The organism is Bradyrhizobium elkanii USDA 76 (assembly GCF_023278185.1).
GTDB classification, from domain to species: domain Bacteria; phylum Pseudomonadota; class Alphaproteobacteria; order Rhizobiales; family Xanthobacteraceae; genus Bradyrhizobium; species Bradyrhizobium elkanii.
On sequence record NZ_CP066356.1, the window covers coordinates 3607885 to 3634741 of the forward strand.

A 26857-nucleotide genomic window follows, 5' to 3' on the forward strand; every position below is an offset into this window, starting at 1 on the left:
GGCAACCGCAATCGACACAGCGAACCGCTGGCTCGCTCTTGCTCTTGTCCTCGAGATAGCAAATGCCGCTATCGATCTTGGTCGATCCGCAAAGCGGGCAGGGAAGAAGCTCGGTCATGGCAACACCTTCACGATCCCGACCAGCGCAACGAGCCCGGCGGCTTGGAGTTGGTTTTTCATGAGCAGATAGAGGGCGAGGAGAAGGCAAACGGCTGTCGTCATTCGTCACCGTCCTGGCCGGCGAAGTGCTCGAACGTCATGCCAGCGATCGTTGCTCCAAGCGGGATGCAGATCGAGACGGCGACGAGCACGAAGAGGATTTGGGCGGCGCGGGTCATGGGAGCGACTTCAGAACGTCGCGATGTTGACGACGACCATCTTCAGATCGCGGATCTTCGCCGGCTCCAGATGTTCGGTGCGTTCCTTGACCCTCTTGTCGATGACCTTCACGCGCTTGTCGTTATGGGCTTCGAGAATGCCCTTAATGTCGATCTCGAAGAAAAGCTCTTGGTCCGTCGAGTCAGTCAGCTTTTCGTCGCCGCTGTAGAGGACGCAATCGTCAAGTGGGATATTCTCGTTCGGATCGACGATAACGACTTTGACGAGGCGACGGTTAGACATGGGGAAAATCTCCTGCTTAAGGTTGAGTTGATTGAGTTGGTTGTCGAAACGTCGGGCCGTGGCGTTCTGGGCGGCGAAATTCTGAGCTTGTTGAAAGCCTGCGTCGCCGAGCGCCGCGAGCGCAATCGTGTTCGTCGAGTAAGCCGATGACGCCATCATTGGCATGTTCTGGTTCATGGTCTCCTCATTGGTCAGTGTCCTTGTCCTGATGCGTCCTCATCCATCATCGCGCAGGGGTCACCTGCGCTCGGAGAACTCGATGATGTCTTGAGGGACTGCGCGCTTGGCTGCGCCAGCGACCTGGAGCTGGACCTTGATCGTGCGCAGGATTTCACGCGACTGAGCGGCGATGGCATCGGCCCTGTTCGGCAAGATGTTCTCGTGCTTCAGGTCGGTCAGCGTCTCCCAAAGGATGTCCTTCAGGCTACCAGCCGTGAGCGGCCGGATTACCTGGACCGCTGCGTCGCGAGTTGCGACCGCGTTCTTCGGTTTGCGCTTGCCGTTTGCGACGTTGCGCTTTGTTCGTTGCGCCGTTTTGGTATTTGACTTCATGACGGGTAGTCCTTCCCTTGATCTCTCGGTTGAGGTCGAGTGTCAGCATGTACGCCTCGGCGAATGCGCCGAACTCCTTCGCCCGGTATTTCCGGTCGTACTCTCGTTTCCATTCCCGATATTCTGGGCGCCGGCAGTATTCGACGTGTAGATGCATGCGCTGCTTCCGATACTCCGCTGCAGCCTTGCGGTCGTAAGTCCTTTGGAAATAGGCCTTCTTCTTCGCCTTGATGGTCTCAAGGTTTTTGGCGCGGTATTCGATGTCGTAGAGGCGCTTTTCCTCTTTACGTTGAGCCTCCGACTTGCCGAGACGCCGGCCAAGACCCGAGCACTTGCGATTGCAGTAGAGGTTCAAGCCGCGAGCCCGCGCACGATTGACGTGTCCCGCCCACTTGTCGTTCACCTTTCCGCAATGTGCGCAGCGGTATTTCATTATGGCTCCAGCACATCCTCAGCGGCAGCGCGTATGGCTATCGACGACGAAAAGCACCGCGATCACCAACAGCACCCCGCCAATGATGATCCACGTCAGCGAGTAATCTGCACTCGCGCAGCAGCCTGAGGGACCGGAGAAGATCATGCTGCTCTCCCGACCTGGTGCGCGATGACATCGTGCGCGAGCTCTACATCGCCGGTAGCTGCATGGAGGCTGAGTGCCAGCACGAACGGGTTGATCCCGCGCGCTTTCCAGAAGGCGATCTCATTCCCGCGATGCTGTTCGCTATGGCAGTTGCTGCAAAGCGGAAGAGCCCACTTATCGGACGGCTTCCGACCACCGCCCGTGAAGTCTTTGCCGTACATGCGGCTCTCGGTGCGCAGATGTGCGGCCTCGGTCTGGATGTTGTTTTGACAGATCACGCAGGGCAAAGAGCGGATGAAGTTCAAGTGAGCGTCGTCATTGACGCGAAAGAGACGCTGTCTCATGCTGCCTCCGACTGCTTAAGCGCCGGATCACTCCAGACGATGTTATTCTCGGCTCCCCATGCCGACATGAAGTCCATCAGTTCCGACATCTCGGTGACAGACAGATCGGATGATGACCGACCGCACGGAACCATGCCGGCGCGATTGAGTGCGGGCAGATACTTGATCTCGATGCCGCGTTCCTCCGCATAGGCGTGAAGGAATATCAGCTTCCACTGTTCGGTATTGAACCGGCGCCCGTTGATGCGACCCTGCACAGCCGCGTCTGTTAGCATTGCCCAGAAACGGGAGTTTTGCTCCAAGGTGCGGCACGGGCCTTTGAACTCGATGCGCGATCCAGTCTTGGCGCGCTCGATCCAGTCGATGGCGCGCTCGCGCTCCGCCTGACTATTGAGGACGACGACTGCGCGGCTCATGCTGCCTCCGCGGATGCTTTGAGATCGGCTAGCAACGTGCTGCCGTTGTGTTGGCGTATTGTGTGGACTACTTCTGTCAGCTCTTCATTGAACGCGGCTACTGCTCCAGCCAGGTTGGCTATGTACCCATCGTCGCGGTACGCTCTCTTGACGAAAAGCGGCATGTTTGGCCAGTAAACCGTGATATCAACCCACTCGCGCTCACAGATCCATAGCGCGCCTTGGCACTGCGCCTTGTGCTCCGGCGGGAACTCGTTCTTCAACAGAGTGTCTACCAGCAGATCACCGCGCTGCGTCTTGATCTCCAGAATCCCCTTGTCTCCGAGGAAGCTATCTGGAGAACAACCTTTGTCGCCATTCTTGACGAAGCCGACACGGGTCGGGTCTGCGTCCATCATGAATGAATAGGCGTCGCGCGCCTCTGCTTCCATTATGTGGCCGCGCTCCATCGCCGGGCTCGTAAAAGTCTCGGTCGGCTCTCCGGTGATGATCTCCGCTGCAAGGCGATTCCTGTAGGCCCTCCGAGTTTTGCCCTCACCCTTAGCAAGGATCGCGCTGAACATGCTGGCCGTCGGCACTCCGCAACGAATTGCGTACCATTCAGGGCTGTTCTGATCGCAGTCAAAAATGGTTATTGGCATTGCAGATGCCCCCGCGCCTTGGCGTTGAGCATGTTGACGGCTTCTTGGTAGCGTTTGGCCGGCAATTGGCCGACATGCTCGACCTCGAAGAACTTCAGGAATTTGGCCTTGTTGGCGTTGACGCTCTCAATCATCGCCTGCAAATCGTCGGCCTGATCCTGAGTAATGGCCTCCGGCGCGCCAGCTGCTTTTCCATCATCGTCAATTCCGCGCGTAGTGATGTTGAGAAGATTGATCGCGGTGTAGCGCTTGCCGTAGCTGTTGGACGAGCCGACCGCTTGGACAGCATTCTTGCTGCCTGTGCTGTCGTGCTGCAGGGTGATGGTATCCATCTCCCGATGGCCTTCGCGATGAGCAAGAATGCCGGTAACCGTGATCAGGCCAGCGTCCGTCTTGCCAACACGAAAGGTGAGGGAGAACCCGTGAGCAGCCAGGATCGGACGGATTGCCTCGTTGATATCCTCCCAGAGGGCGTAGGGAGTTGACTGCTGGACTGCGCCAGTTCGATCTCCGTTGCCGTCCTTCTTCCTTACCTCGATCTTGCCTTTGCGATCGATGACGGGCAGCTTGGGCTGCATGTCAGCCATCGCGGCGTCAAAAGCGACCTTGGCGCGTGATGCAGCCATGTCCTTCTGCATCGCCATCAGGCGTTCCAACTTGTCCATGTTCACGTTCGGATCGCGCGCCGCGCGCTCGATCATGCTGAACACTGCTGCAGTCTCAGAAAGGGCAGGCGGGTATGAAACCGGGCCAGCTACTTCGCGGATGTTCTCAGCGGGAAGGGTCATCAGGAACGCTCCATTACTTGGCGAATGACTTCCAGATCGCGCTCGAACGCAGCGTCCAAGCGCTTGGAGAACTCGAGCATGCGCTCGTTGGCGACGAGCGGATCAGCACCGGCGCGACGCTCGGCGTTGTAGAAGTTCGCCAGAGCCTGCTCGCGGTCGATCGGGGAGAGGGGGAGGCGGCGCATCACACTGCCTCCCGAACCAGCTTGCGGTTGTGGTCCTGCGTGTTAGCTAGGCGGTCGGCGCGGGAAGCGATGTGTTCGGCCCGAAGCTCGGCTTCCGCTTCATCGATCAGCTCGTCGGTCACGACCTCGACAAGGCCGTCAGCAATGTGGTGGATGAACTGAATGAGCTGGTATTCGCCGGCCTTTATCCGATCGATCACGTTGCGGCGGGTGATCTCGGGCTTCACTATCGCCTCAAGGCCGAGGCGCCCGAAGTCGCACATGACGACGTAATATGAATGCTGCTGGGCCATCAGATCGCCTCCGCCTTGCGAGCGATGAAGCGAAGGCAACCCTCGATGTGGTTGCGGACCTGATCGTCAGAGACCTTGGGGGAAGCCGCGCTCGTCACGATATCGACGGTGCGGAATGCCGGGTGGGTCTGGATTTGCCAGAGGGCCCCGAGGAGGTCTAACCGCGTTTTGCTCATGTCGTGCTCCCGATCTGTTGGAAGCGACGCTACGCCCTGTAGCGATACATGTCAACACATGTTGTAGCGATTTTCGGAAAATGTTTACATTGGTCCGAATCGGACCTAGTTATCGCTTTTTGAGAGCTAAGATTGCGTCGATGGCTTTTTTCTTAAAGGCTGGGGATTCGCCCCTAACCAAATCATCCAGACTGGCTTCGCTCAATTCATCGTCGTCGCCATAGATGATCCAGCGGCCGGTGAAATTTCCGCCTTTGGCGCCCTGTCGCAGGAAGTGCTTTATATAGCGCTCCGCGTCTCTCGGATCAATTGTCCTGGTGCCCCCCTCGTGGGCCCTATATGTGCTCTCGGGCCATCCAGCGTCCAGCGCTGCGCTTCTGGCGGATGGATAACCTGCGGCCATCCGAACTGTTCGGAGCCGGGAACCCTGTCCTTTACGGATTTTCTCATCATCGGTCATAGCTACGCATTGTAGCGAGAAAAGAGCTACATGCTGTATTGACACGTATCGCTACTTGGTGTAGCGAAAGGGAATGAACTCCTTTTCCGCAATCATTGATGCTTTCGGCGGCCGTTTTGCAGAGGCAATCGGCGTCGAGGAGAGCCACGCGCGCACAATGAAGGCTCGTGACTCCATCCCCTCCACCAGATGGATGGCTACCGTTAACGCCGCACGAGATCTCGGTGTATCCGGGGTTACCCTTGACCTGCTTGCGCGCCTTGAAGAAGAAAAAGCCAAGCCGCGCGAGGCAGCTCAATGAGCCACGCGCATCTGCTCGGTGATGTTGGTGCTTCTGGCGTTCTTCTCCTCGAGAACACGACGCGCTTCGGCATTGGCCGCTTCGGCGCCTGTCAAGGAAACGATCACATTGAGTTGGGCGCCGCTGCCGAGCACGTAGCCCACGCAGCGCAGCACCCCGTTGATTTTTCTGAAAGCTCCGAACCCGTCGAAGTACATTGTAGGTGCATTCGCTGCCTGAAGAAGCAGTTCTTCGTCTTCCATTGCACGACCCCCGTCTCGAGAACGGGGCATGCAAACACATCCGCCGGGAAAACGACATTAAACTTTCGCCGTCAGATTGAATCGATTTTATCGGTTGTTCCTGGGCGGGAACATTCACGGCGATTTTCGTCCGCTTCCAGCAGCTTTTGTCAGCGCGATCACGAGAGCTTGAATGATGTCAGGCAACTCGGAGAGCGGGCATCGCAAGCGCGCTTCGACGGTGCCGGTCCCGTCCTGTCGACTGAACAGTACGATCCGTGCAATTCCCCTTGTGATCTTCACCTCGTGAATGCCGTCGAAGAAAATCTCAGAGACGTTTCTCGGGTCGATCAAATCCATGTTTTCCTCAAATCTTAAGGTTCAAAAATGCTGCAATTTATAGGCTTTTGGACCATCTGGTCGAACTTTTTTGAAACTGTTTTCGAGGCGTCGATCGCGCCCTTCGCGGAGCTCTATTGGCAACTGGAATATGACCGCGCCGTTGCTTTCGTGGACTGCCGGGAAGCCGGCATTTTCATTTGAAGAATGAGCGAGAACATCATGGCACGCAACATTCAGATCATGAGCAGCCAGCCTGCCCTCGGGGGCACAAGCGACAGACTGGCTGCTACGACGCGAAGCAATACATATCGCGCCGATCTCTCAACCCCGTTTCCCTCGGGCTCTATCTTCAAACCTTCTAATACGCTCGACGCCCTCGCGGACGTAAGCCCTACGCTCGCCGTCGCTCAAGCGACGATTGACTTCCTCAAGGTGCTCTTCGCGATCGCGCTTGTCGCTGTGACTGGCGTCGGGCTTGGTCTCTCCATCTTCTATTTTCTTTTTCTGTAAGTACTGAACTACGTTCGCTGTTAGCGCAGCGAGCGAAGTAAAGCTGAGTTTTTCGTTGTCGTTATCGAAGTGTCTGTCCTTCATGTCCTCAACATGCATGAAGGGATTGTTCCAGTGGTGTCAAAAAGAGACAGGAAAAAGCCAATGAGTACCGCCGCGTTAAATTCAATCACTCGCAGCGCTCTAGGCGCGCTTGTTGAACGTGAAGAACGCCGCGTCGGCTCTCGAACAGTTGCATATGAAATCGTCGCCCAGACCATCGGCTCGTCGTCGTCCTGGGTGCGGAAATTTCTCGCAATGTCGCAAGAGGTCAAAGAACCTCGCATCACACTTTTTCAGAATATCAGGGCCAGCTACGACAATCTTTGCAGTCGCGTCGAACAAGAAAACCGCAATGATGAGCTGAAGTTGAGGCTCATCAAGGGAGAGATCGATGCGATTACTGAAGGCTTTGTTCCGGAAGCTTTGGATCAAGATAAAGCTGGCATGGGAATGGATTAAGCGATGATGCAAGACCGTCCCAAGATACTGGCTCGAGGGGCTGTGGCAAATGCTCTTCGTCGCGGAAAGCTCAGACGAGGGCCGTGCGTTGTTTGTGGAGAAGCAAAGAGTGAGGCTCACCATCGCGATTATTCGAGGCCGCTAGAGGTCGTTTGGCTTTGCAGGATTTGTCATCGCGCCGAGCATCGGAAAACCCACTGCGTTCACGGGCACGAATACACTCCTAACAATACTTATGTGCGGCCAAACGGCGATCGGGAGTGCTGCATATGCCGCAATGATGCTGCTCGTAAATGTCGTGCTCGGCACGATGGTGCCCACCTCGCTAATTGAAGTTGGAGTAGGATATGTCGCTTGCGAGAACGGACGAATCTGTAAGCCGAGAGCGAGCCGCCAAGGCATCTGATCGGCTTTTGGCGAGCCTCAGACGGCATCACGGGGAAGAAGAACCGCCAGTTGTCGTTCCTGTTCCTGAGCCGCCCAAGCCTCTCCCGCCGATCCCGAACGCTGTGATAGCGGGCGCCTGCAAGATCGCGTTCCCGCCGATCATCATCAATCAGATCGAGGCAATACAGCGCGCTGTTCTCCGAGAATATCCAGGCCTGACCATGGCTGACATGAAGTCATCGCGCCGGACAGCGAAAATCGTGAATGCTCGGCAGATCGCAATGTATCTGGCGAAGAAGATCACATCGCGATCCCTTCCTGATATCGGCCGCCGCTTCGGCGGTCGTGACCACGCGACGGTTCTTCACGCCGTTCGCAAGATTGAGGCAAAGGCAGAGAAAGACCCGGTTCTTTCCGCTGAAATCGAACGTATCAAGGAAAACATCCCGGAGATCCGCATATGAAGCCAACGCCGATCCATGAGGTACTGCGCCGCATTCAGCGGCTCCCGTTGGCTCAGAAGGCCGCGGATCTTGCCGCGCTCGTGAAGGTCGAGCCGCCGCGGTCGATCCGACGCCGCGAACTTGAGACCGCGCTGAGGGATATCAGGACGCGCCAGCTTCGCAAAGAAAGCCGCGCAGCATGAGCATCGCAAAGCTTGCCTACCTGACGACGCCGGATCCCGGGCGCTACGTAATCAATTTCCAGACCTTCGGTTCCGACGATTTGGTCAAGATCGAGGTCTCCCACGATCAGATGCGCAACATCCTGACCGATGGCGTCACGCTTATGCTCCGCCAGAGTTTCCACCGCGTTCCAGTCATCACCAACACCGAGGACGCACATGAGCGAGCAGCAGGGGCATAATGACGATCTTCACTTCGTATATGTCATTTCGGCCCTCGAGAACAGCGTCCCCGTTGCGCCCTGCAAAATTGGGATAACGAAAAGTCCCGCTAGTCGCTTGGCGGGAATTCAAACCGGAAACCCTCGCAAGCTAGAGCTGATGAGCGCGATTCCCATTCCCGGTCGGATGGTAGCCAAGTGGCTTGAAGAGGCGCTTCACGATCAGTTTGAAGACTTTCGTTTGGTCGGCGAGTGGTTCGATGTATGCCCAGTGGATGCGGCGATAGGCGTTTGCACGATTGCCCGAGAAATGTTCTTGGCGATTTGCAAGGACGCTCCGGAAACGGCCGAACGGATCGTTGATAACCTGGGCATAGCGAAGCACATCAGGCAGTGTTTCGATTTCATCGCTTATTGCGATAAGCGCGGGCTGCCGCTTGATACGAAATTTGCGCCTCGCGTCTCGCCGGAACAAACAGCTATTCATTGAAGGGGCATTTTTTCATGAACGACGCCGGTCACAATTCCAGTGCCCAACTCAAATCGATCGTAGAGCGTATTGAACGCTTGGATACCGATATCAAGGAGTTGCGTGACGACCAAAAGGACATCTACGCCGAGGCCAAGGGAAATGGTTATGACGTGAAGGTGCTCCGGAAGGTCGTGGCGATCCGTAAGCAGGATCCTCAGGCTCGCGCGGAGCAGGAGACGATCCTTGAGACCTACATGCACCAGCTTGGCATGCTTGGATGACTAAGAAGCGCGATCTGTGGATGCCCCTCTATATCGGCGACTACCTGGCTGATACGGGGCATCTGACGACGACTCAGCATGGGGCATACCTCCTGCTGATGATGCACTATTGGCGCAAGCATGAGCTTCCGGCTGACGACAAGCAGCTAGCAGCAATTGCTAAGCTTCCGCTTCGCATTTGGTTGGATAGCAAGGAGACGATCCAGGCATTCTTTTTTGACGGCTGGCGGCACAAGCGGATCGAGGAGGAGCTGGAGAAGCGGTTTGCTGTGTCGTCGAAGCGCGCCGAGGCTGGTGCCAAGGGCGGCATGCGGACGCAGATGAAACACTTCATCAATGGAGCAAATGCTTCCGTTTGCTCAAGCATGACACATACACAAAGAAATATAACTACTACTGATCGTATTGAGAGAGGGCCGGCCGGTGGGAGTACGACGAGCGATCTCGCTTCAATCATCAAGCAGAAGGGCTGGGCGTGATCCGTGATCCGTCAGATGGATCGGTTAAAACGCCGGAGGAAATCAGTCCGGATGCTAATGATATCAACGCCGTAAGTGCGAAACGCCGGTCTAAGGAAATCACCTCGGGCCTAGCGCCGATCGACAAAGACCATGCCAACGAGGCCGCAAGGCTCAAGCGTTCGCGTGAATGGCTCGAGGAATACCAAAAGAGGTCGAAATGCACGGGGCAATAGCGATGAAGAAAGTCCATGACCGCCGTTCGGTCGATCTCTTGGCGGCCGGCCAGTACGCCACCATGGAGGTGGACGACCCCTACGAGGATGGCGAGAAGGTCAGTGTCGAGCGACAGACTCGCGGGGATCCACTCGGCCGGTTGCATTCCCATCATCAGATCGACGACGCGCAGTATCACGCGGGCAGAGCATACCAGGCGGACCGGGAGCGTGCCGACCGCGGGGCGCGAGCGATCGACCCTACCAAAGAGGCCGTTGATGGCGGCAAGCTTCCTGAGCCGCTAACGGACAGCCAGATCAATGCGCGCAAGCGTCTTGTCGAAGTCGAAGAAATGCTAGGGCGCCGGCTCCATGGCGTAGTGGAAGCAGTCTTGATCCAAGGGCAGACCATGGAAGAACTTTCGGGGAGCAATGCGCAGCAGGTGCTGCGCTATCATGGTCGGCTCTTTCGTGACGCGCTCGACGAACTCGCAGTTTTCTATGGACTGGCGACAAATACTGTTTGCCGGTACAGCAAATCACCTGTTAGCAGGTAGCATCCAAGTTTCGCGCCCGCCCGGAGAAATTCGCGGCGGGTTTTCTATTTCCAATCGAGGCAGCGCGTTCAGCGCTCTTCGCCATGTTGCCCCCAAACTCCGTGACAGCTTTGGGCGCGCTGCTTCGAACCAATGAGGTCTCCAATGGCAAAGCATCCAGGCTTCAAAAGGGTTCAGGCCTCGATCGCGAAGCGGGAAGGCGTGTCCAAGGACCGCGCTGGCGCGATCTTGGCTGCGGCTACCCGTCGCGACTCTGCCGGCGCCAAGCGAGCCAATCCCCGCCTCAAGCGGGTGAAGGGCTGATCCAGACACCATGTCTGAGCGCGGTCGTAAGCCCGGATTCCGCATGTCGGATGAGCACCGGGTTAAAATCCAAAACAGCAACATCCTCAACGCGCTTATTGAGCACGTCCAAGGCGAACGTGAGATGAGCGCAACTCAAGTCTCCGCTGGTCTTGGATTGCTCAAGAAGGTGATGCCGGATTTGGCCGCGACGACAATTTCGGGCGATGAAGAAAACCCGTTGACGATGATCCACAAAATCGAGCGCGTGATTGTCCGTCCTTCGGATACCAACGGCTGAGGTCTTTGAGCCGCTTCTTGCTCCTGCTCGGTACAAGGGCGCTTGGGGCGGTCGTGGTTCTGGCAAGTCTCACTTTTTTGGCGAGCTACTTGTTGAGGAATGTCAGGCGACAAAGGGGACTCTGGGCGTCTGTATCCGTGAAGTCCAAAAGACGCTGGCGCAATCGTCCAAGCGCCTGATTGAGAGTAAGATCGCCGCATTGGGGGTTGGATCCAGCTTCAAGGTCTTCAACGACAAGATCGAGACGCCAGGGGATGGTCTGATCATCTTCCAGGGCATGCAGGATCACTCTGCGGAATCCATCAAGTCGCTGGAGGGATTCCGGATTGCCTGGATTGAGGAGGCGCAGACGTTGAGCGCCCGCAGCCTTTCGCTGCTTCGCCCAACGATCCGCGCCGACAATTCGGAAATCTGGGCTTCCTGGAACCCAACGCGCAAGTCCGACGCGATCGATGACTTCTTTCGGGGGAAGAATGGCCTTCCGAAGGGAGCGGTCCTCGTCAAGGCGAATTGGCGGGATAATCCGTGGTGGACCGACGTTCTGGAGGCCGAGCGACTTCTAGAGCTCGAGCGGTACCCGGAACGGTACGACCACACGTACGAAGGCGACTATGCAAAGGCGTTCGAGGGCGCCTACTTCGCAGCATTGCTCTCAGAGGCTAAGCGGAAGGGCAGGATAGGGGTTGTAGCGGCTGACCCGCTATTGCCGCTCCGAGCTTTCCACGATCTGGGGGGGGCTGGAGCCTCGGCTGATGCCTATGCAATCTGGATCGTCCAGTGGGTGAACCAGGAAATCCGGATCTTGGACTATTACGAGTCGGTCGGGCAGACGCTTTCGTATCACGTCGCATGGATGCGCGATAACGGGTACGAGAAGGCAATCAACTACCTGCCGCACGATGGCGTGCACGAGAACAACGTTCTCGGGCTGAAGTATGAGGAGCACTGGCGACAGGCCGGGTTCAATGTCGAGCCTTCTGTCAAGAACCAGGGCAAGGGCGCTGCGGCGATGAGGATCGAGGCTGTGCGCAGACTAGGACCGCAGATGTGGTTCAACGAGGCAACAACGGAATCAGGGCGCCAAGCGCTCGGCTTCTATCATGAGAAAAAGGACGAAGTTCGCAATGTCGGTCTCGGCCCTGATCATGATTGGTCGTCGCATGCTGCGGATGCGTTCGGTCTGATGGCAGTTTGCTATACGCCGCCTAGCTCAAGCGCGAACTTCAACCGCTCGCTGAGCTATCCGAATATGGGCGTAGCCTGATGGCCAAGATGGATCTGCTTGAGCTGAAATCGGTGTTGGCCGCTGAGAAGTCCGATGCCTTGGCCGCACTCGTTGCAGCCCAGCTCAGCCAGGATCGCGCGACCGCGATGGAGTACTATCTTGGCGACATGACCCAGGACATGCCCACGGTAGACGGCCGATCGGCTGCTGTTTCAACCGATGTGTCTGACACCATTGAAGGACTGATGCCGACGCTGATGGACATCTTTGCTGGCTCCGATGAGGTTGTGCGCTTCGAGCCGGTTGGTCCCGAGGACGAGGAGGCCGCGCAGCAGGAAACCGACTACGTGAACCATGTGTTCATGCAGCAGAACCCCGGCTTCATGGTGCTGTACTCCTTCATCAAGGACGCGCTGCTCAGCAAGGTTGGCATTGTGAAAGTCTGGTGGGAAGAGCGCGAGCAGGAAGAGCGTGAGACCTACTACGACCTGACCGACGATCAGTTTGCGATGCTGTCGCTGGCTGTGGCTCAGTCGGGCGGGGCTATGGAGATTGTTGAGCATACGGCTAGACCGATGGGGCAGGCGGCCTGATGGACGCCATCGCGCCTAACACCAGCATGGAAACGCTACAAGCGCCGATGGTCCATGACGTGACCATTGTGACCACGCGCAAGCTGGCCCAGGCCAAGGTCATGGGTGTTCCGCCGGAAGAGTTCGGCATCGAGCGCGGCGCTCGGAACATCAAGGACTGCAATTATTGCTTTCACGAGATCGTCACCAAGACCCAAAGCCAGTTGATCGATGAGGGCTTTGATGAAGACCAAGTGATGGGCCTTGAGGATTACACGGGCAATACGGAAGTCGAGACGCTTTCCCGCGATACGGTTGGAGAGCACTTCAACACGGTTTCGGCGTCGTCCAACAAGGCCGCAAGGCTCGTCAAGGTCACCGAGCACTATATCCGGCTGGATTACGAGGGGAACGGCCGGGCTTGCCTCTACCAAGTCATCACGGCGGGCACGCAGGGCGATATCCTCAAGAAGGACGGAAAGCCGGCGATCACGCCGTTTGATGCTATTCCGTTCGCCGCTACATGCCCGGTTCCGCAGCCGCATCGGTTCTTCGGCCGGTCTGTCGCTGATTTGATCATGGATATCCAGCGCATCAAGACGGCGCTGATCCGCGGTGCGCTCGATAACCTCTATTTGCACAATAACCCGCGCGTTGAGGTCGCCGAAGCCAACGCGGGCCAAAACACGCTGGATGATTTGCTCGTGTCGCGGCCCGGTGGTGTGGTGCGCACCAAGACACCCGGCGGCCTGAACTGGCAGGTTGTACCGGACATCACGGCAAGCGTGTATCCGGCAATTCAGTATTTCGACTCGGTGCGAGAGCAGCGCACCGGCCTGAGCCAGCAGTCGCAGGGGCTCGACGCCAACGCGCTGCAGAACCAGTCGGCCACGGCTGTTGCGCAGGTCTTCAGCGCTTCGCAGATGCGAACCAAGCTGATCGCGCGCATCATGGCCGAGGGCGTGCGTGACATCTTCTCGCTGCTCCACGGCACGATCCGGAAGCACGGTCAGCAGCAACAGACAGTTCGCCTGCGCAATAAGTGGGTTCCGGTCGATCCGAGGAACTGGAAAACCCGCGACGACATGACGATCAACGTCGGGCTCGGTACCGGCGGGAAGGCTCAGCAGTTCGCGCAGACGATGGCGCTAGGGAACGTCCAGAAGGAGTTGCTTGCCGGCGGCAAGAGCAATCTGGTCGGTGACAAGGAGCTTTACAACACCGCGGCCGAACTGACCAAGATCATGGGGCACAAGAACCCCGACAAGTTCTTCAATGACCCGGATGCCAAGGACCCGCAGACCGGGCAGCCGCTGCATCCTCCCGTCCAGCCGCCGCCGGATCCCAAGGTCATGGCGATCCAGGCGCAGGCGCAGAACGATCAGCAGGAACTGGCGCTGAAGGCTCAGCTCGACAAGCAGAAGGCGGCCGATGCGGCGCAGCTGGCGCAGTTCAAGGCCGAAATGGACGCTAAGCTGAAGATCATCGACGCCCATCTGAAGGCGATCGAGATGGAGCGCAAGGCGCTCAACGACCAACAGCAACACCATGCTCACATGGCTGAGACAGCCATGGATATGGTCGCGACCGCGCATGCTCACGATACCAAGATGGAGCAGAACGACGCGGCGCATCAGGCCAAGCTTGAGCAGATGAAGCAGAAGCCGGCGCCCAAGAAATGATCGACGAAATCAAGCTCCAGAAGGACGCAGTAAAGGGCACCCGTGCGAAGGAATTGTTGGAGCACGATCTGCTGGCCGAAGCATTTGCCTCGCTGGAGAGCGCTTATACACAGGCGTGGCGGCTAACCACGATCGATGACGTGACCGGCCGGGAAAAGCTGTTTCTGGCGATCAATGTCGTCGGGAAGGTGAGGGATCACCTCACCGCGATAGTGAACAACGGCACGCTGGCAACCACTGAGTTGCGTCAGCTTGCCGAGACTGCCGAGCGCGCAAGGCGCTGGGAACAGGTTTAACCCAAGGGACATCCATGAGTGATGAGCAAACCGCCGCTGGCGGTGAGGACACTACGCCTGCCGCAACCGTAATCGCGCTCGACGCTGACGCGCCTGCAAGCTTCGATTCTGCGGAGCGTGCGGTTGCGTCGCTGGTCGCAGCCCGTGAGAAAGCTGGAATTCCTGCCGAGAGCGCGGAGGACGCGACCGCAGAGGAAGAATTGTCCGATGAGGACAACGGCGCCCCTCCTGTGGAGGCTACCGCCGAAGACCAGGAAACCGACCCGGCTGCAAAGCCGCCACTCGAACTTCCGCGGTCTTGGACGAAGGATCGAGCCGAACACTGGGCCAAACTCGACCCTGGAACGCAGGAATTCCTGCTGGAACAGGACAGGAAGGCCAGTGAAGCGATTCGCCGGAGTCAAAACGAGCTCGCTGAAGAGCGCAACGCCGTCAAGGCTCAGCGCGAGGCGGCGGAGAAGGCACGACAGCACTACGAAGCCCAGCTTCCTGTTCTCATGCGGGAGCTGGAAAGCAATCTTCAGCAGTCGTTCGGCGACATCAAGACTATGGATGATGTCGTCCGGCTTCAGTCTGAAGATCCGTTCCGCTTTCAGGCATGGCAGGTGCATCAGATGCGTCTGCAAACCGCAAAGTCGGAGACGGATCGCGTTGCAAAGGAGAACGAAACTGCCCAGCAGAACCGTTGGATCGAACATGTCCAGTCGGAGAACGCAAAGGCGGTCGAGTTCATTCCCGATCTCGCAGACAAGGACAAGGCTGAAAAGCTCACCTTGCGCGTGGCGAGGGAATTGCTCCCGGATCTTGGTTTCAAGGAAAGTGAATTGGCCGCGCTGGCGAATGGAAAGGAACGTCTTTCCATCTACGACCATCGCATCCAGCGCCTGTTCGCGGATTCCCTGAAGCTGCGGGACATCCAGAACGCTCCGAAAGCTGTTGTCAAACCCGATCTTCCTCCGGTTCAGCGTCCCGGTGTTGCTCGCGCTCCCGGCGCGGACAAGGCCGCACTCGTTCAATCCCTCACCGACAAACTCAGCAATTCCGGCAGTGAAAAGGACGCCCTTGAGCTCTTGATAGCTAGGCGCGCCTCTCGCCGGGCATCATAAGGAACGACGACAATGGCTATTCCTACCAATGCGTTTGCCACCAGCGCGGCTGTTGGCAATCGGGAAGACCTCTCGGACATCATCTATCGCATTGACCCGACCGACACCCCGCTCATGTCAGCTCTTGACACGGAGAAGGCGACCGCGGTCAACCACGAATGGCAGACCCAGGCTCTGGCGGCGGCTTCCGGCTCCAACGCGCAGTCTGAAGGCGCCGATTTCGCCGCGGTTGCGGTCACCCCGACCGTTCGTCTCGGCAATATCGCGCAGATCAGCTCCAAGTATGCGCAGGTCACTGGCACCCAGCAGGCGGTCAAGCACGCCGGCCGCGCCAATGAAATGGCCTACCAAGAGATGCTGAAGGGCCTCGAGCTCAAGCGCGACATGGAGACCATCCTGTTCGGCACGAACCAGGCGAAGTCCTCGAGCGACCCGCGTAACTGCGCGTCGATCCTGTCCTGGATCAAGACCAACACCAGCAAGGCCGGCACCAGCCCCGCCGACCCTGCCGCGGCGGACGGTACCGGCACCCGTACTGACGGCACGGGCACGCTGGCGGCCTTCACTGAAGTCCGCCTGAAGACCGTCCTTTCGGCAATCTGGACCAGCGGCGGCAAGCCGAACCTGATCTCGACGGGCGCCTTCAACAAGCAGGCGTTCTCGACCTTCACGGGCCGTTCGACCCCGATGGAGGAGGCTTCTTCGAAGAAGATCACGGCGTCGGTTGACGCCTACGAATCCGACTTCGGCAAGCTCAAGGTCGTCCCGGATCGCTTCCAGCGCGCCCGCGACGTGCTGGTGCTCGAGACAGCCAAGTGGGCTGTTGCCTACCTGAACGGCCGCAAGTTCGTGTCGGTCTACGTTGCGCCGACCGGCGACAGCCAGAAGCGTCAGATCCTCTCGGAGTACACCCTCGTTGCTCGCAACGAGAAGTCTTCGGGTGGTGTGTTCGACAATACCAGCTCGTAAGCCTCTTATCCTCAACCTCTGGCGCCCTTCGGGGCGCCTTTTTCTTTGGAGGCTTAGATGCCCCTCGTTCAGAATAAAACCGACGCGGATTATGTGCTCGCGGAAAGCACCACGGCTGGAACGACTGCTGTGTATGCTATCGCGCCGATTGCGGGAATGGTCGTGGCGGTCTTTGGTTCTCCCGCTACCGCTCAGGCCAGTACCGTTACTGTTGCAATCAACGGCACCACAGTTGCTGCCATGGGTATGACCCTCGCTGCTACGGCATGGGCTACTACTGAGGTTGATCTCCCGCTCGCCGGAACCAGCGCTGTTTACGTCAATGCTGGCGACGTGATCAGCTTCACGGGTACGGGCGCGGCCGGTGCCGCTTACTCCGTCATCATCAGAGCTTTCACCTAAACGAAAGGCGCCCCTCGAAAGACGGGCGTCTTTGCCTTTTTGGAGAAACGCTATGTCTCAGTTTTCCAAGACGAGAGCAGCCGATCAGACGGCCGCCGGCACGGCCAATTCAGTGATCCCGCAGGCTGTTGCGAAGCTGCAGACTTCCGGAACGATCGCCGGCCGCGGCAGTGTCCTCGAAACATTCGAGATGCTTCAGTGGATGATCAATAACGGCTTCGCCATCACCTACAACTCCACCTCGATCACGCAAGTTCAGATCGGATCATAAATGGCCGTCTTTCAGATCAAGCAGCCGACTTCTCGGCAGGGCGTTACTCAGAACGTCGCGCCTGCGGGCAGCAGCGCAGCTTCCAATGCCTTCGGTTCTGAGACGTTCCAAATCCTGGTGGTGACGACCCAAACTGGCATCACCATACGGATCGGAGACGGTACGCCTACTGCGGTAGCTACCGATACCCTTCTGCCGGCGAATATCCCGCTCTACTTCACTGTGACGCCGGGCCAGAAGCTGGCTGCGCTTGGCACCGGAACAGTTTCGGTGACCGAGCTTAGCTGATGGAAACGCGCATCCACATCGACAGCAACGGTCAAGACGTTGCTGTCGAAACCATTCAGGATGTTGAACCGATCCTGGAGCACAACAAGATGCTCCGATCGATGGCGCAGAAAAGCGATTGGGGGCGGCACGTTGCATCCATTCCCAATGTCATCCTGACGCGCTGGCTTAACGAAGAATACGAGCGCGGGAACGTCTCAATCAGGCTGTTCGGACCGGAAATGGATGCACTTGTCGATCGCAAGCTGAAGGACCCGGAGTGGGCATATCTCCGGACTGACAGCCAGCAGGTCCAGAGCTTCATGGGGTTCGGTAGCTGATGGCCACGATTGCGAGCGCCAGCGATCTTATTGCAGCCGTGACTGAGTATCTAGCGCGAGATCAGGACACGACTCTCATTGCTCGCATTCCGACGTTCATTCAGCTGTTCGAAGCGAAGATGAACCGGGATTTGTTTGTGCGCCAGATGGAGCAAAGGGCTACGACCACAGTCGATACGACCTCATCTGAACCTGAATTCATTTCTCTTCCTACCGATTTCCAGTCGATGCGTCGCATCAGGCTTTCGAGTGTCGATAATAAACCTCATCTGGATTTCAAGAGCGGCACTCAGTTGGATGAGTATCGCACTTCAAGCGGTAGTCCGGCAGGACAGCCTTTATTTTTCACCATCATGGGGTCCGAGATCGAGTTGGCGCCAACCCCGGATGCCAACTACACGATCGAGATGGTGTATCGGCAGAATATCCCGGCCTTGGCAAGCAATACGACCAATTGGCTTCTCACAGCCGCACCCGATCTCTACCTCTACGGAACGCTGCTCGAAACCGCTCCTTACTTGAAGGAGGACGAGCGCATCCAGACTTGGGCGCTAGGGCTCAAGACAGCCTTGGATAGCCTGAACACGGCCAACATCACCGCTGCCTTCAATGCATCTCCCTTGACGATGCGACCGAGCGGAGTGACACCTTGAATACATGGGTAATCAAACCGCAAGAAGTCATGCGCGGTTTTTCTCCAGATGGATTTTCTCGCTTGCCAAGATTTAGTACTGGATCGCTTGCCGGGTTGTGGAACGAAGAATCAGTTAGCGCGGAGACTTGGTCGATAAAGCCACAAAAAATTACACGCGGCTTTTCGCCAAGTGGATTTTCTCGTTCTCCGAGATACGACACCGGTCCGTCGGCAGGCCTTTGGAATAAGAGGTGATGGTCTAGATGGCTCTTTCCATTACGCACAAGAAGGTCTCAAGCGGAACATCTGACCCACAAGCTGAAGTTGATCTGGCGGCATGGAATGATACGCACGCCGTTGCAGGTACTCTCGATCTCAATCAGATCAACGGAACGAATTCAATCGGCGGAAATCTCGGAATAAATCAAGCTTCGCCTCTGTGTCAGCTGCATGTTGGTTCGGCAAACGTAACCAATAGCAACAATCCGTCGATCCTGATCAGCCAAGATCGCACGATGACAGCCGACGGTCACGGCTATTCTGATTCGACTAACTGGATACCGGCCGCCTCGGTTGGATATGCTCCATTCGATGCTCGAATTACGATTAAAGGTACGTTTTCCGGTTCTGGCACTCCGAGTCATGTCGCCAATTTCCAGGCCGCCGCGACTTACGGTGGGACTGTCACAGTTGCATATGACTACGGCCTCTATTCGGCGCCGACCATCAACTCTGGTGCTTCCGTTACTAACCGCATTGGCATGTACATCGCCGCGACTGGCGGCAGCGGCTCTGTGTTGCAGGAGTTTGGGATCTACATCCAGAACCTGCACAGGGGCACCGCACAGAACTATTCAATGTATGCTGAGGCCAGCACTGGCTCAGGAAACTACTCGATGGCGAGTATTTCCGGCATCAACATGGGCGCGTCTGGCGGCGACTATGCGTCAATCGGATACAATTACTTGGCGACCAACTCCACCGGTGTCTACAACTACGGAGCATCGAATTTTGCGTCTTGGCTCCGATTTGCATCGGGCGGCCTGCAGACATTTACAGCGGTGAGCGGAACCGGCGGCGCGGCGATTACGGCGATCGCCGGCCCCGTGGTTGTTCAGGGCGCGACAGCTTGGTCAGCTCCATCGGATGCAAGACTCAAAGATAACGTCCGGGAGGCGTCGGTTCTGGATTGGGTAGAACGGTTTCGGGCTGTGTCCTTTAATTGGAAGCACAATGGGCGTCCCGATTTCGGCGTCATTGCTCAAGAGCTCTACGCGATCCATCCCGAACTCGCCGATAAGGGAAACGATGCTGCTGAATTGGACGCTAGTGGCGAAGGCATGTGGACGGTCCCTTATGACAAGTTGGCCCCGTTGGCGCTTCAAGGTGTCAAGGAACTTAAGGCGCTAATCCTCAAGCAAGCCAAGCGTATTGACGACCTCGAGCAGCAACTCGCGAGCAAGAGCACCTGATGCCACTGCTTCAGTGGGGCGCATGGACGCCAGACACTACGGACTATGAGGCTCAGACCCCGAAGACGATCTTGAACGTCATTCCTCGTGGCGACGGTTACGGGCCGTTCCCCAGCGTGTCGAGCTATACGCGGCCATTGCCAGCGACCTGTCGTGGCGCCTTCTATGCTCTGAAGTCGGACGGATCAGTCCTGACATTTTCTGCTACCGCAACGAAGTTGTATCTGCTGAACAACACAGACTTCACATGGACCGATGTCTCCAAGGGAGGGGGCGTTTATACCCCACCTACTTTTGGATCGCAGACTGCGAATTGGCAATTCGCCCAGTTCGGTAATCTTGTGTTCGCGACACAGGCCAACACGGTTTTGCAGGTCTATGACCTGACATCCTCAAGTGCCTTTGCCGATTGTGCAGGCTCTCCGCCTCAGGCGGCCTACATCAGCGTCGTCGGCAGGTTCCTGGTGCTTTCAGGACTTCTGTCCAATCCGTACCGGATCCAATGGTCCGGGTTGAATGCTACGACGACTTGGACGAGCGGGGTCAATCAGTCCGACTTCCAGGACTTTCCTGATGGCGGCATCGTCCGGGGTGTTGCCGGCGGCGAATATGGCGTGATCTTTCAGGACCAGGCCATCCGGCGCATGTCCTACGTGCCTGGTTCTCCGATCGTCTTCCAGATCGATCGTATCGCGCAGGACAAAGGACTTTATGCGCCATACTCGATCATTCGGGCAGGCGAGCGTATCTTCTTCTATTCGGGGCAGGGCTTCGCGAAAATCGATCCTGGCGGCTATCCGGAGCCGATCGGGCGCGAAAAGGTTGATCGTACGTTTCTTGCTGATATCGACAAGGCAAATTTGCAGCTATTCATCGGAGCATCTGATCCGCGCAGTTCGCGGGTCTACTGGGCGTATAAATCAACGAATGGCCAAGCCGCTTTGTTCGACAAGATCATCGGCTATGACTACGTGCTCGATAAGTTCTTCCCTATCTCGAATTCGGGGGAATATCTCCTCGGTATCTCACAGAGTGGCATAACGCTGGAATCGCTCGATGCCATTGCGCCTACGCCGCTAACCATCACGGGGGCTGCGAACAATGGCTCTGGTGCTATTCGACTAACACTCTCGGCGTTGTCGAATGCGAACTTCACAATCATCGGCCAGAACCATATCGTAGTCTATGGGGTGCAGGGGACGACCGAAGCGAACGGCAGCTGGCAGTTCACCCAGATCGATTCCACGCATATTGATCTTGTCGGATCGACCTTCACGCACGCTTATGTAAGTGGTGGTCAGATCGGCGGCTCGCTGGATGCCATGATCTTGAGCCTGGATGCCTACGCAACGGCAGTTCAACCTGAAATCGCGCAGTTCAACGCTACACATCAACTTGGGTTCTATCGTGGTGCCAACCTTGAGGCCATTCTTGAGAGTGGCGAGCAGGGTACTGATGGACGAAAGATCACTGTACGCGGGTTTCGACCGATCACGGATGCGGCAACGGTTTACGGCTCAGCATCATATCGGGATACCCAGCAGGCGGCGCCCACAGCAGGCACAGAGGTTCTAATCAACGCTCGTACCGGTCGCTGTGATATGCGCCGGGAGACGCGCTATTCACGCTTCAAGGTGCGCATTCCTTCGGGGACGGATTGGTCATTCTGTGCCGGCATCGAGCCTGATGTTGTGCAGGGTGGTTATCTGTGACTGTCTATATTCCCGGTCTTACAGAAACCGACCTTAAGAAGGTCATTCTCTCGCTGCAGCAGCTTGGCGCGGGGCGGTCAAACGCAGTCGGGACGGTTACGCTCGTGCCGAGTGTCGCCTCGACGACAGTCAGCGATCAGAATTGTGCGAGCGGTTCTACCGTGCTGTTCACGCCGACCACGGGAAGTGCTGCTACTGAAATCGGTAATGGCACGATGTACCTTAGCGCGGTAGCAAATAAATCGTTCACGGTCACACACGCGAACAATGCGACCGCGGATCGAACATTCAAGTATGCCATCCTCGGTTGACTTGATCTGCGTCGATCCGGCGCGAGTACATGAATTTTGGCCGTTCGCTTCAGGACTGATCAAGACTGCAATCGAGCGAACCGGCTTGAGTGCGTTTGAAGATATCGAGAAGCAAGTTCTGGCCGGTGAGCAGCTTCTTTGGCTTGCGTGGTCTGAGCAGATCGAGGCCGCCGCGACAACGCATTTATCGCGTGGCGTATGCACGTTGACGGCGTGCAGCGGCCATCAGCGGGAGCGCTGGCTGCCGTTGTTCGCGACGATCGAGAAATACGCAAAGGACGAGGGTTGTTCAACCTTGCGCCTGTACGGGCGCAAGGGATGGGAACGAGTGCTTGACGGATATCGAGTCGAGCATGTGATACTGGAGAAAGGCCTTTAAATGGGCGGCACGTCGAAATCCGAAACCACGCAGAGCTCCACAACGGCGCCATGGCAGCCGACGCAGGGCTTGCTGAGCAATATCATTGGACAGCTCAATAGCGCGACCGGCAACACCGGACTTACGGGTGCTCAGAATAATGCGCTTGGGACGATCGAGAACAACTCCAATGCGATCTCGGCGCAGTTCGGCCCTCAAGCGTCGAACTATGCTCAATCGCTCTTCAATGGCGGTGGCGCGCTTAATCAAGCCGGCAACATCAATCAAAATTATCAGAACTACGTGAATGCGACGCAGCCGCTTGCCTCCAACACAAATTACAATCCTTATTCGACGCCGGGATTTAGTGATGCCGTCAACACGTTGACGAACGATATCACAAACAATGTGAATGGGCAGTTTGCGGCGTCAGGCCGAGATATGTCCGGCGCAAACTCGCAGGCGCTTGCTCGTGGCATCGCTCAAGGCGTGGCGCCACTCATTCAGCAGCAATACAATCAGAACGTAGCCAACCAGCAGAATGCTGCGAATGCGCTCTACGGTGCAGGGAATACGAACTCTGGTCTGCTGGCCGGTCTGCAACAGCAGTACCTGACGAACCAAGGCAATGGAGTGGCTGCGGCTTCGAGTGCTGGCGATCTTCAGAACGCCGGGGCTACCAATACACTAGCCGCCGAAGCCCAAAAGTACGGCATTCCGCTTCAAAATCTCGGCCTTCTATCGCAGATCGGTATCCCGATTGCGGGCCTAGGGTCTCAGTCGAGCGGACAAAGCACCACGACGAACCAGATGTCAGGCGCCCAGCAGTTCGGAACGATTGCTGGCGGCTTGGGCTCGTTGTTCGGTGGAGGTGGCGGTTCGACGGTTGGGAACATCTTCAAACTGATCTCGGACCGCAATGCCAAAGAAGACATTGCCCAGGTCGGCACGCTGTTCGACGGAACGCCAGTCTATCGCTATCGATACAAGGGGCAGCCGGCATTCCAGATCGGGCTCATGGCGCAGGATGTCGAGAAGACGACGCCTGAGGCTGTCGGACGCATCGGTGCGTACAAGGCCGTCGATTATAAACTCGCAACAGACAAGGCTCTGGAGGTCGCTTAAGTGGCTGGGCTTCTGGACTACATCTTCGATCCGTCCGCATATAGTGGCAATCAGGGACTTTTGTCTCGGCTGTCAGCAAATATCGCGCCGATTGCTCCATCAAGCGGCTTTCCGCAGCAGGACACCCCGGCGCAGGCCCCGAACATGGGGATCGGCGGATATCAGATGCCGCGCATTGGGGCTGCGGATCTCTATCAGCCTGCTCAGATGTCTTTGCCGCCCAATGCGCAGCCTACGCAAGGGCAGCTACCGCAACAGGCTCCTCAGGAGCCGTCGCCTCAGATGACGCTTCCGCCAGCGTTAGGAGGGCAGGCGGGTGGAAATTTCCTCGATCGCCTTAGTCAGGGCTTTCAGAGCATCGGCAATGGCGGCTCGATCCTTGGCGCGATCACTGGAAATCGCACTGACCCGCAGAGCATTGCTCAACAAAATCTCGGCGCGCAGTTTCAGGCTGTCTTCCAAACGTTGCGGTCATCGGGCATTTCGCCGCAAGAGGCGGGATCGAAGGCCATGCTTGCCGTAATGAATCCCGAGGCCGGCAAAACGATCCTCCAGGAAGCGCTCACGAACCGCGAGAAGTTCCAGAAGGTTGGGCAAGACCCCGTGACTGGCGTTGATCAGTATGGTTTCGTCAACGAGCGCGAGCAGACCATCAACGGAAAGCCGCTTGGCGCGCTTGGCACCGCGCAGAACACAAATTCTCTCGGCGATACCAGCCTGACTGGTGAACCATATCTGCAGAGCCTTCCAGAAAACATCCGGTCGCAGGTTAAGGCCATTGTCGAAGGCCGCATGCAGCCGCCGAGCGGGTTTGCGTTGAAGTCGCCGCAGATCCAGGCCTTGATGCGCGCGGCTGCCCAATACGAACCTGGCTTTGATCTGACGAAGTGGGGTTCTCGAGCCGCGACCGCCAAAGACTTCGCGTCAGGGCAGGCGGCCAAGAATGTCACGTCGCTCAATACGGTTGTCGGCCATCTTGCCGATCTGAAGGAGAAGGCCGACGCGCTGGACAACTACTCGATTCCGACCGTCAACTCGGTGAAGAACGTCTTTAACTCCGAAACCGGTGATCCGCGGGTAAACAACTTCAATCTGGCCCGGAATGCCGTTGCGGATGAGCTCGCCAAGGTCTTCAAGGGATCTGGCATTTCCGACCATGAAATCGCGCAGTGGAAGGGCACGCTCAACGCCTCACAGTCGCCTGAACAGCTGAAGGGGGCCGTCAAGACTGCTATCGGTCTGATGGAATCTCGCCTCTATGCCCTGAACGATCAGCGCGACCGCGGCATGAACACCTCCAGTCAGCCGCGTGACCTCCTGACCGACAAGTCAAAGGCCGCACTCGCCAAGATCGAGGAGTGGGCAAACGGAGACACGAAAGCCGAAAGCAAGCCTTCTGCTGGTGCTCCTAAGGTTGGTGACGTGCAGCAAGGTTATCGCTTCAAAGGTGGAAATCCAGCTGACCGTAACAGCTGGGAGCGTGTAAACTGATGGCTGGTCCTTGGGAGCAATACGCTCAAGCCGATAGCGGGCCATGGCAGAACTACGCGCCTGATGTCTCTACGGGCGAGGATATCGCCAAGAGCGCCGGATCCGGCCTCGCCAATGCAGCGGCCGGGACAATCGGCGCAGTCGGCGATGTGCGCAGCGTGCTAGGAGGTGCCGTCGATTATGCCGGTTCAAAACTCGGCTTTGATCCTTCGACGGTCAAGAACGTGGCAAATGCCGCGAGCTATGCTCTGCCGGGCGGCCGATTGCTTGCAAACGCGCCGACTTCGCAAGATGTCCTGAATACTGTCAAGGACAACGATCCGAGCAATCTTGCATTCTATGATCCGAAAACGCTTGCTGGTGCATATACCAAAACGGGCGCGGAATTTCTCCCGGGGATGCTGGCTGGCGGTGAAGGAGGGCTTGGAGCTCGTTTCGTCCGAAATGTGGCGCTCCCAGCGATTGGTAGCGAAACTGCCGGGCAGTTGACAAAAGGAACCGCCGCTGAGCCGTATGCGCGGGTCGCTGGCGCATTGTTATCGCCCAGCATTGAAGGTGCCGCGCGCCGCGTGGTTACGCCGTTGCCGGCATCCGCTGAACGTCAGGCACTGGCTGAAACCCTTCGCAATGAAGGGGTCCCGCTCACCGCAGGGCAATCGTCCGGCAGCAGGCCGCTGCAATGGATGGAAAGCGCTCTTGGCGATACTCCTGGCTCCGGTGGAGCGGCAGCCCGCGTCATGGAGAACCAAGCCGAGAATTTCACGGCCGCTGCCCTGCGGCGCGCGGGCATTGATGCCAACCGCGCCACGCCTGAGGTCATCGATAATGCCTTTGCGCGCATCGGTGGCGATATTGAAGGTGTCGGGCGCCGCAATAACGTCTTGCCTACGGCTGCCTTCAACAATGAGTTGGGACGCGTCGAACGCAACTATAATAATCTTGTCAGCGCATCCAATCGCGCACCTGTCGTCGCCAACACCATCGACGATCTCCGCGGAATGATAGCTGCGGGCCGAATTGATGGGCCGCAGTTCAACGCCATCACCTCGCGCTTGGCTACGCAGGCGCGTGGATCGACGAACGATCCTCATTTGCAGGCAGCACTTCAGGGCATTCGAACGGCTCTCGATAATGCGATGGAGCGCACGCTTTTCCGCACAGGAAACCAGCAGGATATGCAAATCCTGCGGAATGCTCGCCGAGAATATCGAAATCTGTTGGTACTTGAGCGTGCAGCTACAGGAGCCGGATCCGGGGCGGCTGAAGGTCTGATTTCGCCATCACAGCTCCGCAACGCGGTCGTTCAGCAGAACCGTCGTGCATATGCTCGAGGTAACGGTGATTTCGCTGATCTCGCCCGAGCTGGTGAAGCACTCTTGAAGCCATTGCCTCAATCAGGCACGTCGCCGCGCCACAACGTCACGCATATGCTGCAGACGATCGGCGCAATCGTTGGGGGAAGTTCTGGCGCTGCCGGCGGTCCTGGCGGTGCGGCTGCCGGCGCTTTGGCTGGATTGGCGGCTCCAGCAGTTGCTGGCCGCGCACTGCTCTCACGTCCCGTACAGGCCTATCTCGGCAATCAGGTGCTTGCGGCGCAGCCCCGCGGCCAGATTGCCAATCGGGCTCTCTCAAATGCGCTTCTGGCTAGCGCGGCGTTCCGCCCGCTTATGCTGCCAAGTCCGTAATTCATTGAACATGCCTGTCACGACCAACGCCGCGATGAATCCAATCATCGAGGCGAGATAGGTGTTTGGCGTCCATTTCCAATGGATGTTCGACGCGACGACAGCAAACACAATCAGTCCTTGAAGCAAAAACCACATGGCCTTAGACCCGATTCACTTTTTGCAGATCAATGCTAGAATCCAGAAGTTCATATGATTTGGGGAAACG

At 57.4% G+C, this 26857-nt stretch carries 43 protein-coding genes and 1 pseudogene; 30 read left to right on the forward strand and 14 right to left on the reverse strand.

From position 1 onward, the window contains the following. Positions 1-348: 348 nt before the first annotated feature. From JEY66_RS17200 to JEY66_RS17245, 12 genes are all read right to left on the reverse strand, one after another. Positions 349-798 carry a hypothetical protein gene (locus tag JEY66_RS17200; protein WP_018272552.1) on the reverse strand — a complete coding sequence of 150 codons (450 nt, stop codon included), beginning with the start codon at positions 796-798 and terminating at the stop codon, positions 349-351. A gap of 60 nt (positions 799-858) precedes the next feature. Then, positions 859-993, reverse strand: coding sequence for a hypothetical protein (locus JEY66_RS45130; protein ID WP_259171293.1), 135 nt, complete (start codon positions 991-993; stop codon positions 859-861). A gap of 52 nt (positions 994-1045) precedes the next feature. After that, the gene (locus JEY66_RS17205) at positions 1046-1606 is read right to left on the reverse strand and encodes a hypothetical protein (protein WP_141382024.1); all 561 of its coding nucleotides are present in this window, start codon (positions 1604-1606) and stop codon (positions 1046-1048) included. Between the two features lie 18 nt (positions 1607-1624). Next, a complete protein-coding gene (locus JEY66_RS45135; RefSeq protein ID WP_018272550.1) occupies positions 1625-1753 on the reverse strand; it encodes a hypothetical protein in 129 nt (42 codons plus the stop codon). After that, positions 1750-2097, reverse strand: a complete 348-nt coding sequence (locus tag JEY66_RS17210; RefSeq protein ID WP_018272549.1) for a DUF968 domain-containing protein — start codon at positions 2095-2097, stop codon at positions 1750-1752. Before JEY66_RS17210 ends, JEY66_RS45135 begins: the two co-directional genes overlap by 4 nt. Beyond that, the gene (locus JEY66_RS17215) at positions 2094-2513 is read right to left on the reverse strand and encodes a recombination protein NinB (RefSeq protein WP_018272548.1); all 420 of its coding nucleotides are present in this window, start codon (positions 2511-2513) and stop codon (positions 2094-2096) included. The genes JEY66_RS17210 and JEY66_RS17215 overlap by 4 nt, the downstream gene beginning before the upstream one ends. Then, positions 2510-3154: a lambda exonuclease family protein gene (locus tag JEY66_RS17220; protein ID WP_041482675.1), complete on the reverse strand. Its 645-nt coding sequence runs from the start codon at positions 3152-3154 to the stop codon at positions 2510-2512. Before JEY66_RS17220 ends, JEY66_RS17215 begins: the two co-directional genes overlap by 4 nt. Beyond that, positions 3145-3942 carry an ERF family protein gene (locus JEY66_RS17225; RefSeq protein ID WP_041482674.1) on the reverse strand — a complete coding sequence of 266 codons (798 nt, stop codon included), beginning with the start codon at positions 3940-3942 and terminating at the stop codon, positions 3145-3147. The genes JEY66_RS17220 and JEY66_RS17225 overlap by 10 nt, the downstream gene beginning before the upstream one ends. Beyond that, positions 3942-4127, reverse strand: a complete 186-nt coding sequence (locus JEY66_RS17230; protein ID WP_018272545.1) for a hypothetical protein — start codon at positions 4125-4127, stop codon at positions 3942-3944. The genes JEY66_RS17225 and JEY66_RS17230 overlap by 1 nt, the downstream gene beginning before the upstream one ends. Further along, positions 4127-4420, reverse strand: coding sequence for a hypothetical protein (locus JEY66_RS17235; protein ID WP_018272544.1), 294 nt, complete (start codon positions 4418-4420; stop codon positions 4127-4129). The genes JEY66_RS17230 and JEY66_RS17235 overlap by 1 nt, the downstream gene beginning before the upstream one ends. After that, on the reverse strand, positions 4420-4596 hold the full coding sequence (locus JEY66_RS17240; protein ID WP_018272543.1) for a hypothetical protein: 177 nt from the start codon (positions 4594-4596) through the stop codon (positions 4420-4422). The genes JEY66_RS17235 and JEY66_RS17240 overlap by 1 nt, the downstream gene beginning before the upstream one ends. A gap of 109 nt (positions 4597-4705) precedes the next feature. After that, positions 4706-5056, reverse strand: a complete 351-nt coding sequence (locus tag JEY66_RS17245) for a hypothetical protein (protein ID WP_051110120.1) — start codon at positions 5054-5056, stop codon at positions 4706-4708. A gap of 73 nt (positions 5057-5129) precedes the next feature. Between JEY66_RS17245 and JEY66_RS17250 the strand changes: the two genes are divergently transcribed. Beyond that, entirely contained in the window at positions 5130-5357 is a 228-nt protein-coding gene (locus tag JEY66_RS17250; RefSeq protein WP_026193013.1) for a hypothetical protein, read from the forward strand. Here the strand turns inward: JEY66_RS17250 and JEY66_RS17255 are convergent. Together JEY66_RS17255 and JEY66_RS17260 are read right to left on the reverse strand one after the other, a co-directional pair. Further along, the gene (locus tag JEY66_RS17255) at positions 5351-5599 is read right to left on the reverse strand and encodes a hypothetical protein (RefSeq protein ID WP_057840178.1); all 249 of its coding nucleotides are present in this window, start codon (positions 5597-5599) and stop codon (positions 5351-5353) included. The two genes, JEY66_RS17250 and JEY66_RS17255, sit on opposite strands and share 7 nt — an antisense overlap. Positions 5600-5713: 114 nt before the next feature. Continuing rightward, entirely contained in the window at positions 5714-5938 is a 225-nt protein-coding gene (locus tag JEY66_RS17260) for a hypothetical protein (RefSeq protein WP_018272540.1), read from the reverse strand. Positions 5939-5965: 27 nt separating this feature from the next. On the opposite strand from JEY66_RS17260, the gene JEY66_RS17265 reads away from it, so the two are divergent. From JEY66_RS17265 to JEY66_RS17405, 29 genes and pseudogenes are all read left to right on the forward strand, one after another. Further along, the gene (locus JEY66_RS17265; RefSeq protein ID WP_018272539.1) at positions 5966-6121 is read left to right on the forward strand and encodes a hypothetical protein; all 156 of its coding nucleotides are present in this window, start codon (positions 5966-5968) and stop codon (positions 6119-6121) included. Positions 6122-6139: 18 nt separating this feature from the next. Further along, the gene (locus JEY66_RS17270) at positions 6140-6430 is read left to right on the forward strand and encodes a hypothetical protein (protein ID WP_141382022.1); all 291 of its coding nucleotides are present in this window, start codon (positions 6140-6142) and stop codon (positions 6428-6430) included. Positions 6431-6574: 144 nt separating this feature from the next. Further along, positions 6575-6931 carry a hypothetical protein gene (locus JEY66_RS17275; RefSeq protein WP_026193012.1) on the forward strand — a complete coding sequence of 119 codons (357 nt, stop codon included), beginning with the start codon at positions 6575-6577 and terminating at the stop codon, positions 6929-6931. A 557-nt stretch (positions 6932-7488) separates the two neighbouring features. Then, positions 7489-7782 (forward strand): annotated as a pseudogene (locus JEY66_RS17280) (helix-turn-helix domain-containing protein); the annotation flags it as partial. Between the two features lie 178 nt (positions 7783-7960). Further along, positions 7961-8185, forward strand: coding sequence for a hypothetical protein (locus tag JEY66_RS17285; RefSeq protein ID WP_018272534.1), 225 nt, complete (start codon positions 7961-7963; stop codon positions 8183-8185). Beyond that, entirely contained in the window at positions 8163-8654 is a 492-nt protein-coding gene (locus tag JEY66_RS17290) for a GIY-YIG nuclease family protein (protein WP_018272533.1), read from the forward strand. Before JEY66_RS17285 ends, JEY66_RS17290 begins: the two co-directional genes overlap by 23 nt. A 14-nt stretch (positions 8655-8668) precedes the next feature. Further along, positions 8669-8917, forward strand: a complete 249-nt coding sequence (locus JEY66_RS17295) for a DUF2312 domain-containing protein (protein WP_018272532.1) — start codon at positions 8669-8671, stop codon at positions 8915-8917. Beyond that, the gene (locus JEY66_RS17300) at positions 8914-9396 is read left to right on the forward strand and encodes a YdaU family protein (protein WP_018272531.1); all 483 of its coding nucleotides are present in this window, start codon (positions 8914-8916) and stop codon (positions 9394-9396) included. Before JEY66_RS17295 ends, JEY66_RS17300 begins: the two co-directional genes overlap by 4 nt. 217 nt (positions 9397-9613) lie before the next feature. Further along, positions 9614-10147 (forward strand): hypothetical protein, encoded by a 534-nt coding sequence (locus tag JEY66_RS17305; RefSeq protein ID WP_141382020.1) that lies wholly within the window; start codon positions 9614-9616, stop codon positions 10145-10147. Between the two features lie 144 nt (positions 10148-10291). Then, complete coding sequence (locus JEY66_RS17310) at positions 10292-10450, forward strand: hypothetical protein (protein WP_018272529.1); 159 nt, start codon at positions 10292-10294, stop codon at positions 10448-10450. 10 nt (positions 10451-10460) lie between these two features. Beyond that, complete coding sequence (locus tag JEY66_RS17315) at positions 10461-10730, forward strand: hypothetical protein (protein ID WP_248887616.1); 270 nt, start codon at positions 10461-10463, stop codon at positions 10728-10730. Beyond that, entirely contained in the window at positions 10702-11994 is a 1293-nt protein-coding gene (locus JEY66_RS17320; RefSeq protein ID WP_018272527.1) for a PBSX family phage terminase large subunit, read from the forward strand. The genes JEY66_RS17315 and JEY66_RS17320 overlap by 29 nt, the downstream gene beginning before the upstream one ends. Further along, the gene (locus JEY66_RS17325) at positions 11994-12548 is read left to right on the forward strand and encodes a portal protein (RefSeq protein WP_041482671.1); all 555 of its coding nucleotides are present in this window, start codon (positions 11994-11996) and stop codon (positions 12546-12548) included. The genes JEY66_RS17320 and JEY66_RS17325 overlap by 1 nt, the downstream gene beginning before the upstream one ends. Beyond that, a complete protein-coding gene (locus JEY66_RS17330) occupies positions 12548-14209 on the forward strand; it encodes a portal protein (RefSeq protein WP_051110118.1) in 1662 nt (553 codons plus the stop codon). Before JEY66_RS17325 ends, JEY66_RS17330 begins: the two co-directional genes overlap by 1 nt. Next, a complete protein-coding gene (locus JEY66_RS17335; protein WP_018272526.1) occupies positions 14206-14505 on the forward strand; it encodes a hypothetical protein in 300 nt (99 codons plus the stop codon). The genes JEY66_RS17330 and JEY66_RS17335 overlap by 4 nt, the downstream gene beginning before the upstream one ends. A gap of 14 nt (positions 14506-14519) precedes the next feature. Continuing rightward, positions 14520-15611 (forward strand): prolipoprotein diacylglyceryl transferase, encoded by a 1092-nt coding sequence (locus tag JEY66_RS17340; protein WP_018272525.1) that lies wholly within the window; start codon positions 14520-14522, stop codon positions 15609-15611. A gap of 12 nt (positions 15612-15623) precedes the next feature. Continuing rightward, positions 15624-16580: a DUF5309 domain-containing protein gene (locus tag JEY66_RS17345; RefSeq protein WP_018272524.1), complete on the forward strand. Its 957-nt coding sequence runs from the start codon at positions 15624-15626 to the stop codon at positions 16578-16580. Positions 16581-16637: 57 nt separating this feature from the next. Next, a complete protein-coding gene (locus tag JEY66_RS17350) occupies positions 16638-16982 on the forward strand; it encodes a hypothetical protein (protein WP_018272523.1) in 345 nt (114 codons plus the stop codon). Between the two features lie 52 nt (positions 16983-17034). Then, positions 17035-17253, forward strand: a complete 219-nt coding sequence (locus tag JEY66_RS17355) for a hypothetical protein (RefSeq protein ID WP_018272522.1) — start codon at positions 17035-17037, stop codon at positions 17251-17253. Beyond that, a complete protein-coding gene (locus JEY66_RS17360) occupies positions 17254-17541 on the forward strand; it encodes a hypothetical protein (protein ID WP_018272521.1) in 288 nt (95 codons plus the stop codon). Then, a complete protein-coding gene (locus JEY66_RS17365) occupies positions 17541-17861 on the forward strand; it encodes a hypothetical protein (protein ID WP_018272520.1) in 321 nt (106 codons plus the stop codon). Before JEY66_RS17360 ends, JEY66_RS17365 begins: the two co-directional genes overlap by 1 nt. Further along, positions 17861-18514: a phage adaptor protein gene (locus tag JEY66_RS17370; protein ID WP_018272519.1), complete on the forward strand. Its 654-nt coding sequence runs from the start codon at positions 17861-17863 to the stop codon at positions 18512-18514. Before JEY66_RS17365 ends, JEY66_RS17370 begins: the two co-directional genes overlap by 1 nt. 244 nt (positions 18515-18758) lie before the next feature. Then, positions 18759-19967 (forward strand): tail fiber domain-containing protein, encoded by a 1209-nt coding sequence (locus tag JEY66_RS17375; protein ID WP_080650382.1) that lies wholly within the window; start codon positions 18759-18761, stop codon positions 19965-19967. Continuing rightward, complete coding sequence (locus JEY66_RS17380; protein WP_018272517.1) at positions 19967-21679, forward strand: hypothetical protein; 1713 nt, start codon at positions 19967-19969, stop codon at positions 21677-21679. Before JEY66_RS17375 ends, JEY66_RS17380 begins: the two co-directional genes overlap by 1 nt. Further along, a complete protein-coding gene (locus JEY66_RS17385) occupies positions 21676-21990 on the forward strand; it encodes a hypothetical protein (RefSeq protein WP_026193010.1) in 315 nt (104 codons plus the stop codon). Before JEY66_RS17380 ends, JEY66_RS17385 begins: the two co-directional genes overlap by 4 nt. Beyond that, positions 21974-22369: a hypothetical protein gene (locus JEY66_RS17390; protein ID WP_018272516.1), complete on the forward strand. Its 396-nt coding sequence runs from the start codon at positions 21974-21976 to the stop codon at positions 22367-22369. Before JEY66_RS17385 ends, JEY66_RS17390 begins: the two co-directional genes overlap by 17 nt. Then, on the forward strand, positions 22370-23473 hold the full coding sequence (locus tag JEY66_RS17395) for a tail fiber domain-containing protein (protein WP_018272515.1): 1104 nt from the start codon (positions 22370-22372) through the stop codon (positions 23471-23473). It abuts the gene before it with no gap. After that, entirely contained in the window at positions 23474-24964 is a 1491-nt protein-coding gene (locus tag JEY66_RS17400; RefSeq protein WP_141382018.1) for a YML083C domain-containing protein, read from the forward strand. It abuts the gene before it with no gap. Continuing rightward, on the forward strand, positions 24964-26649 hold the full coding sequence (locus JEY66_RS17405; protein ID WP_141382016.1) for a hypothetical protein: 1686 nt from the start codon (positions 24964-24966) through the stop codon (positions 26647-26649). The genes JEY66_RS17400 and JEY66_RS17405 overlap by 1 nt, the downstream gene beginning before the upstream one ends. The last annotated feature ends 208 nt before the right edge of the window (positions 26650-26857 follow it).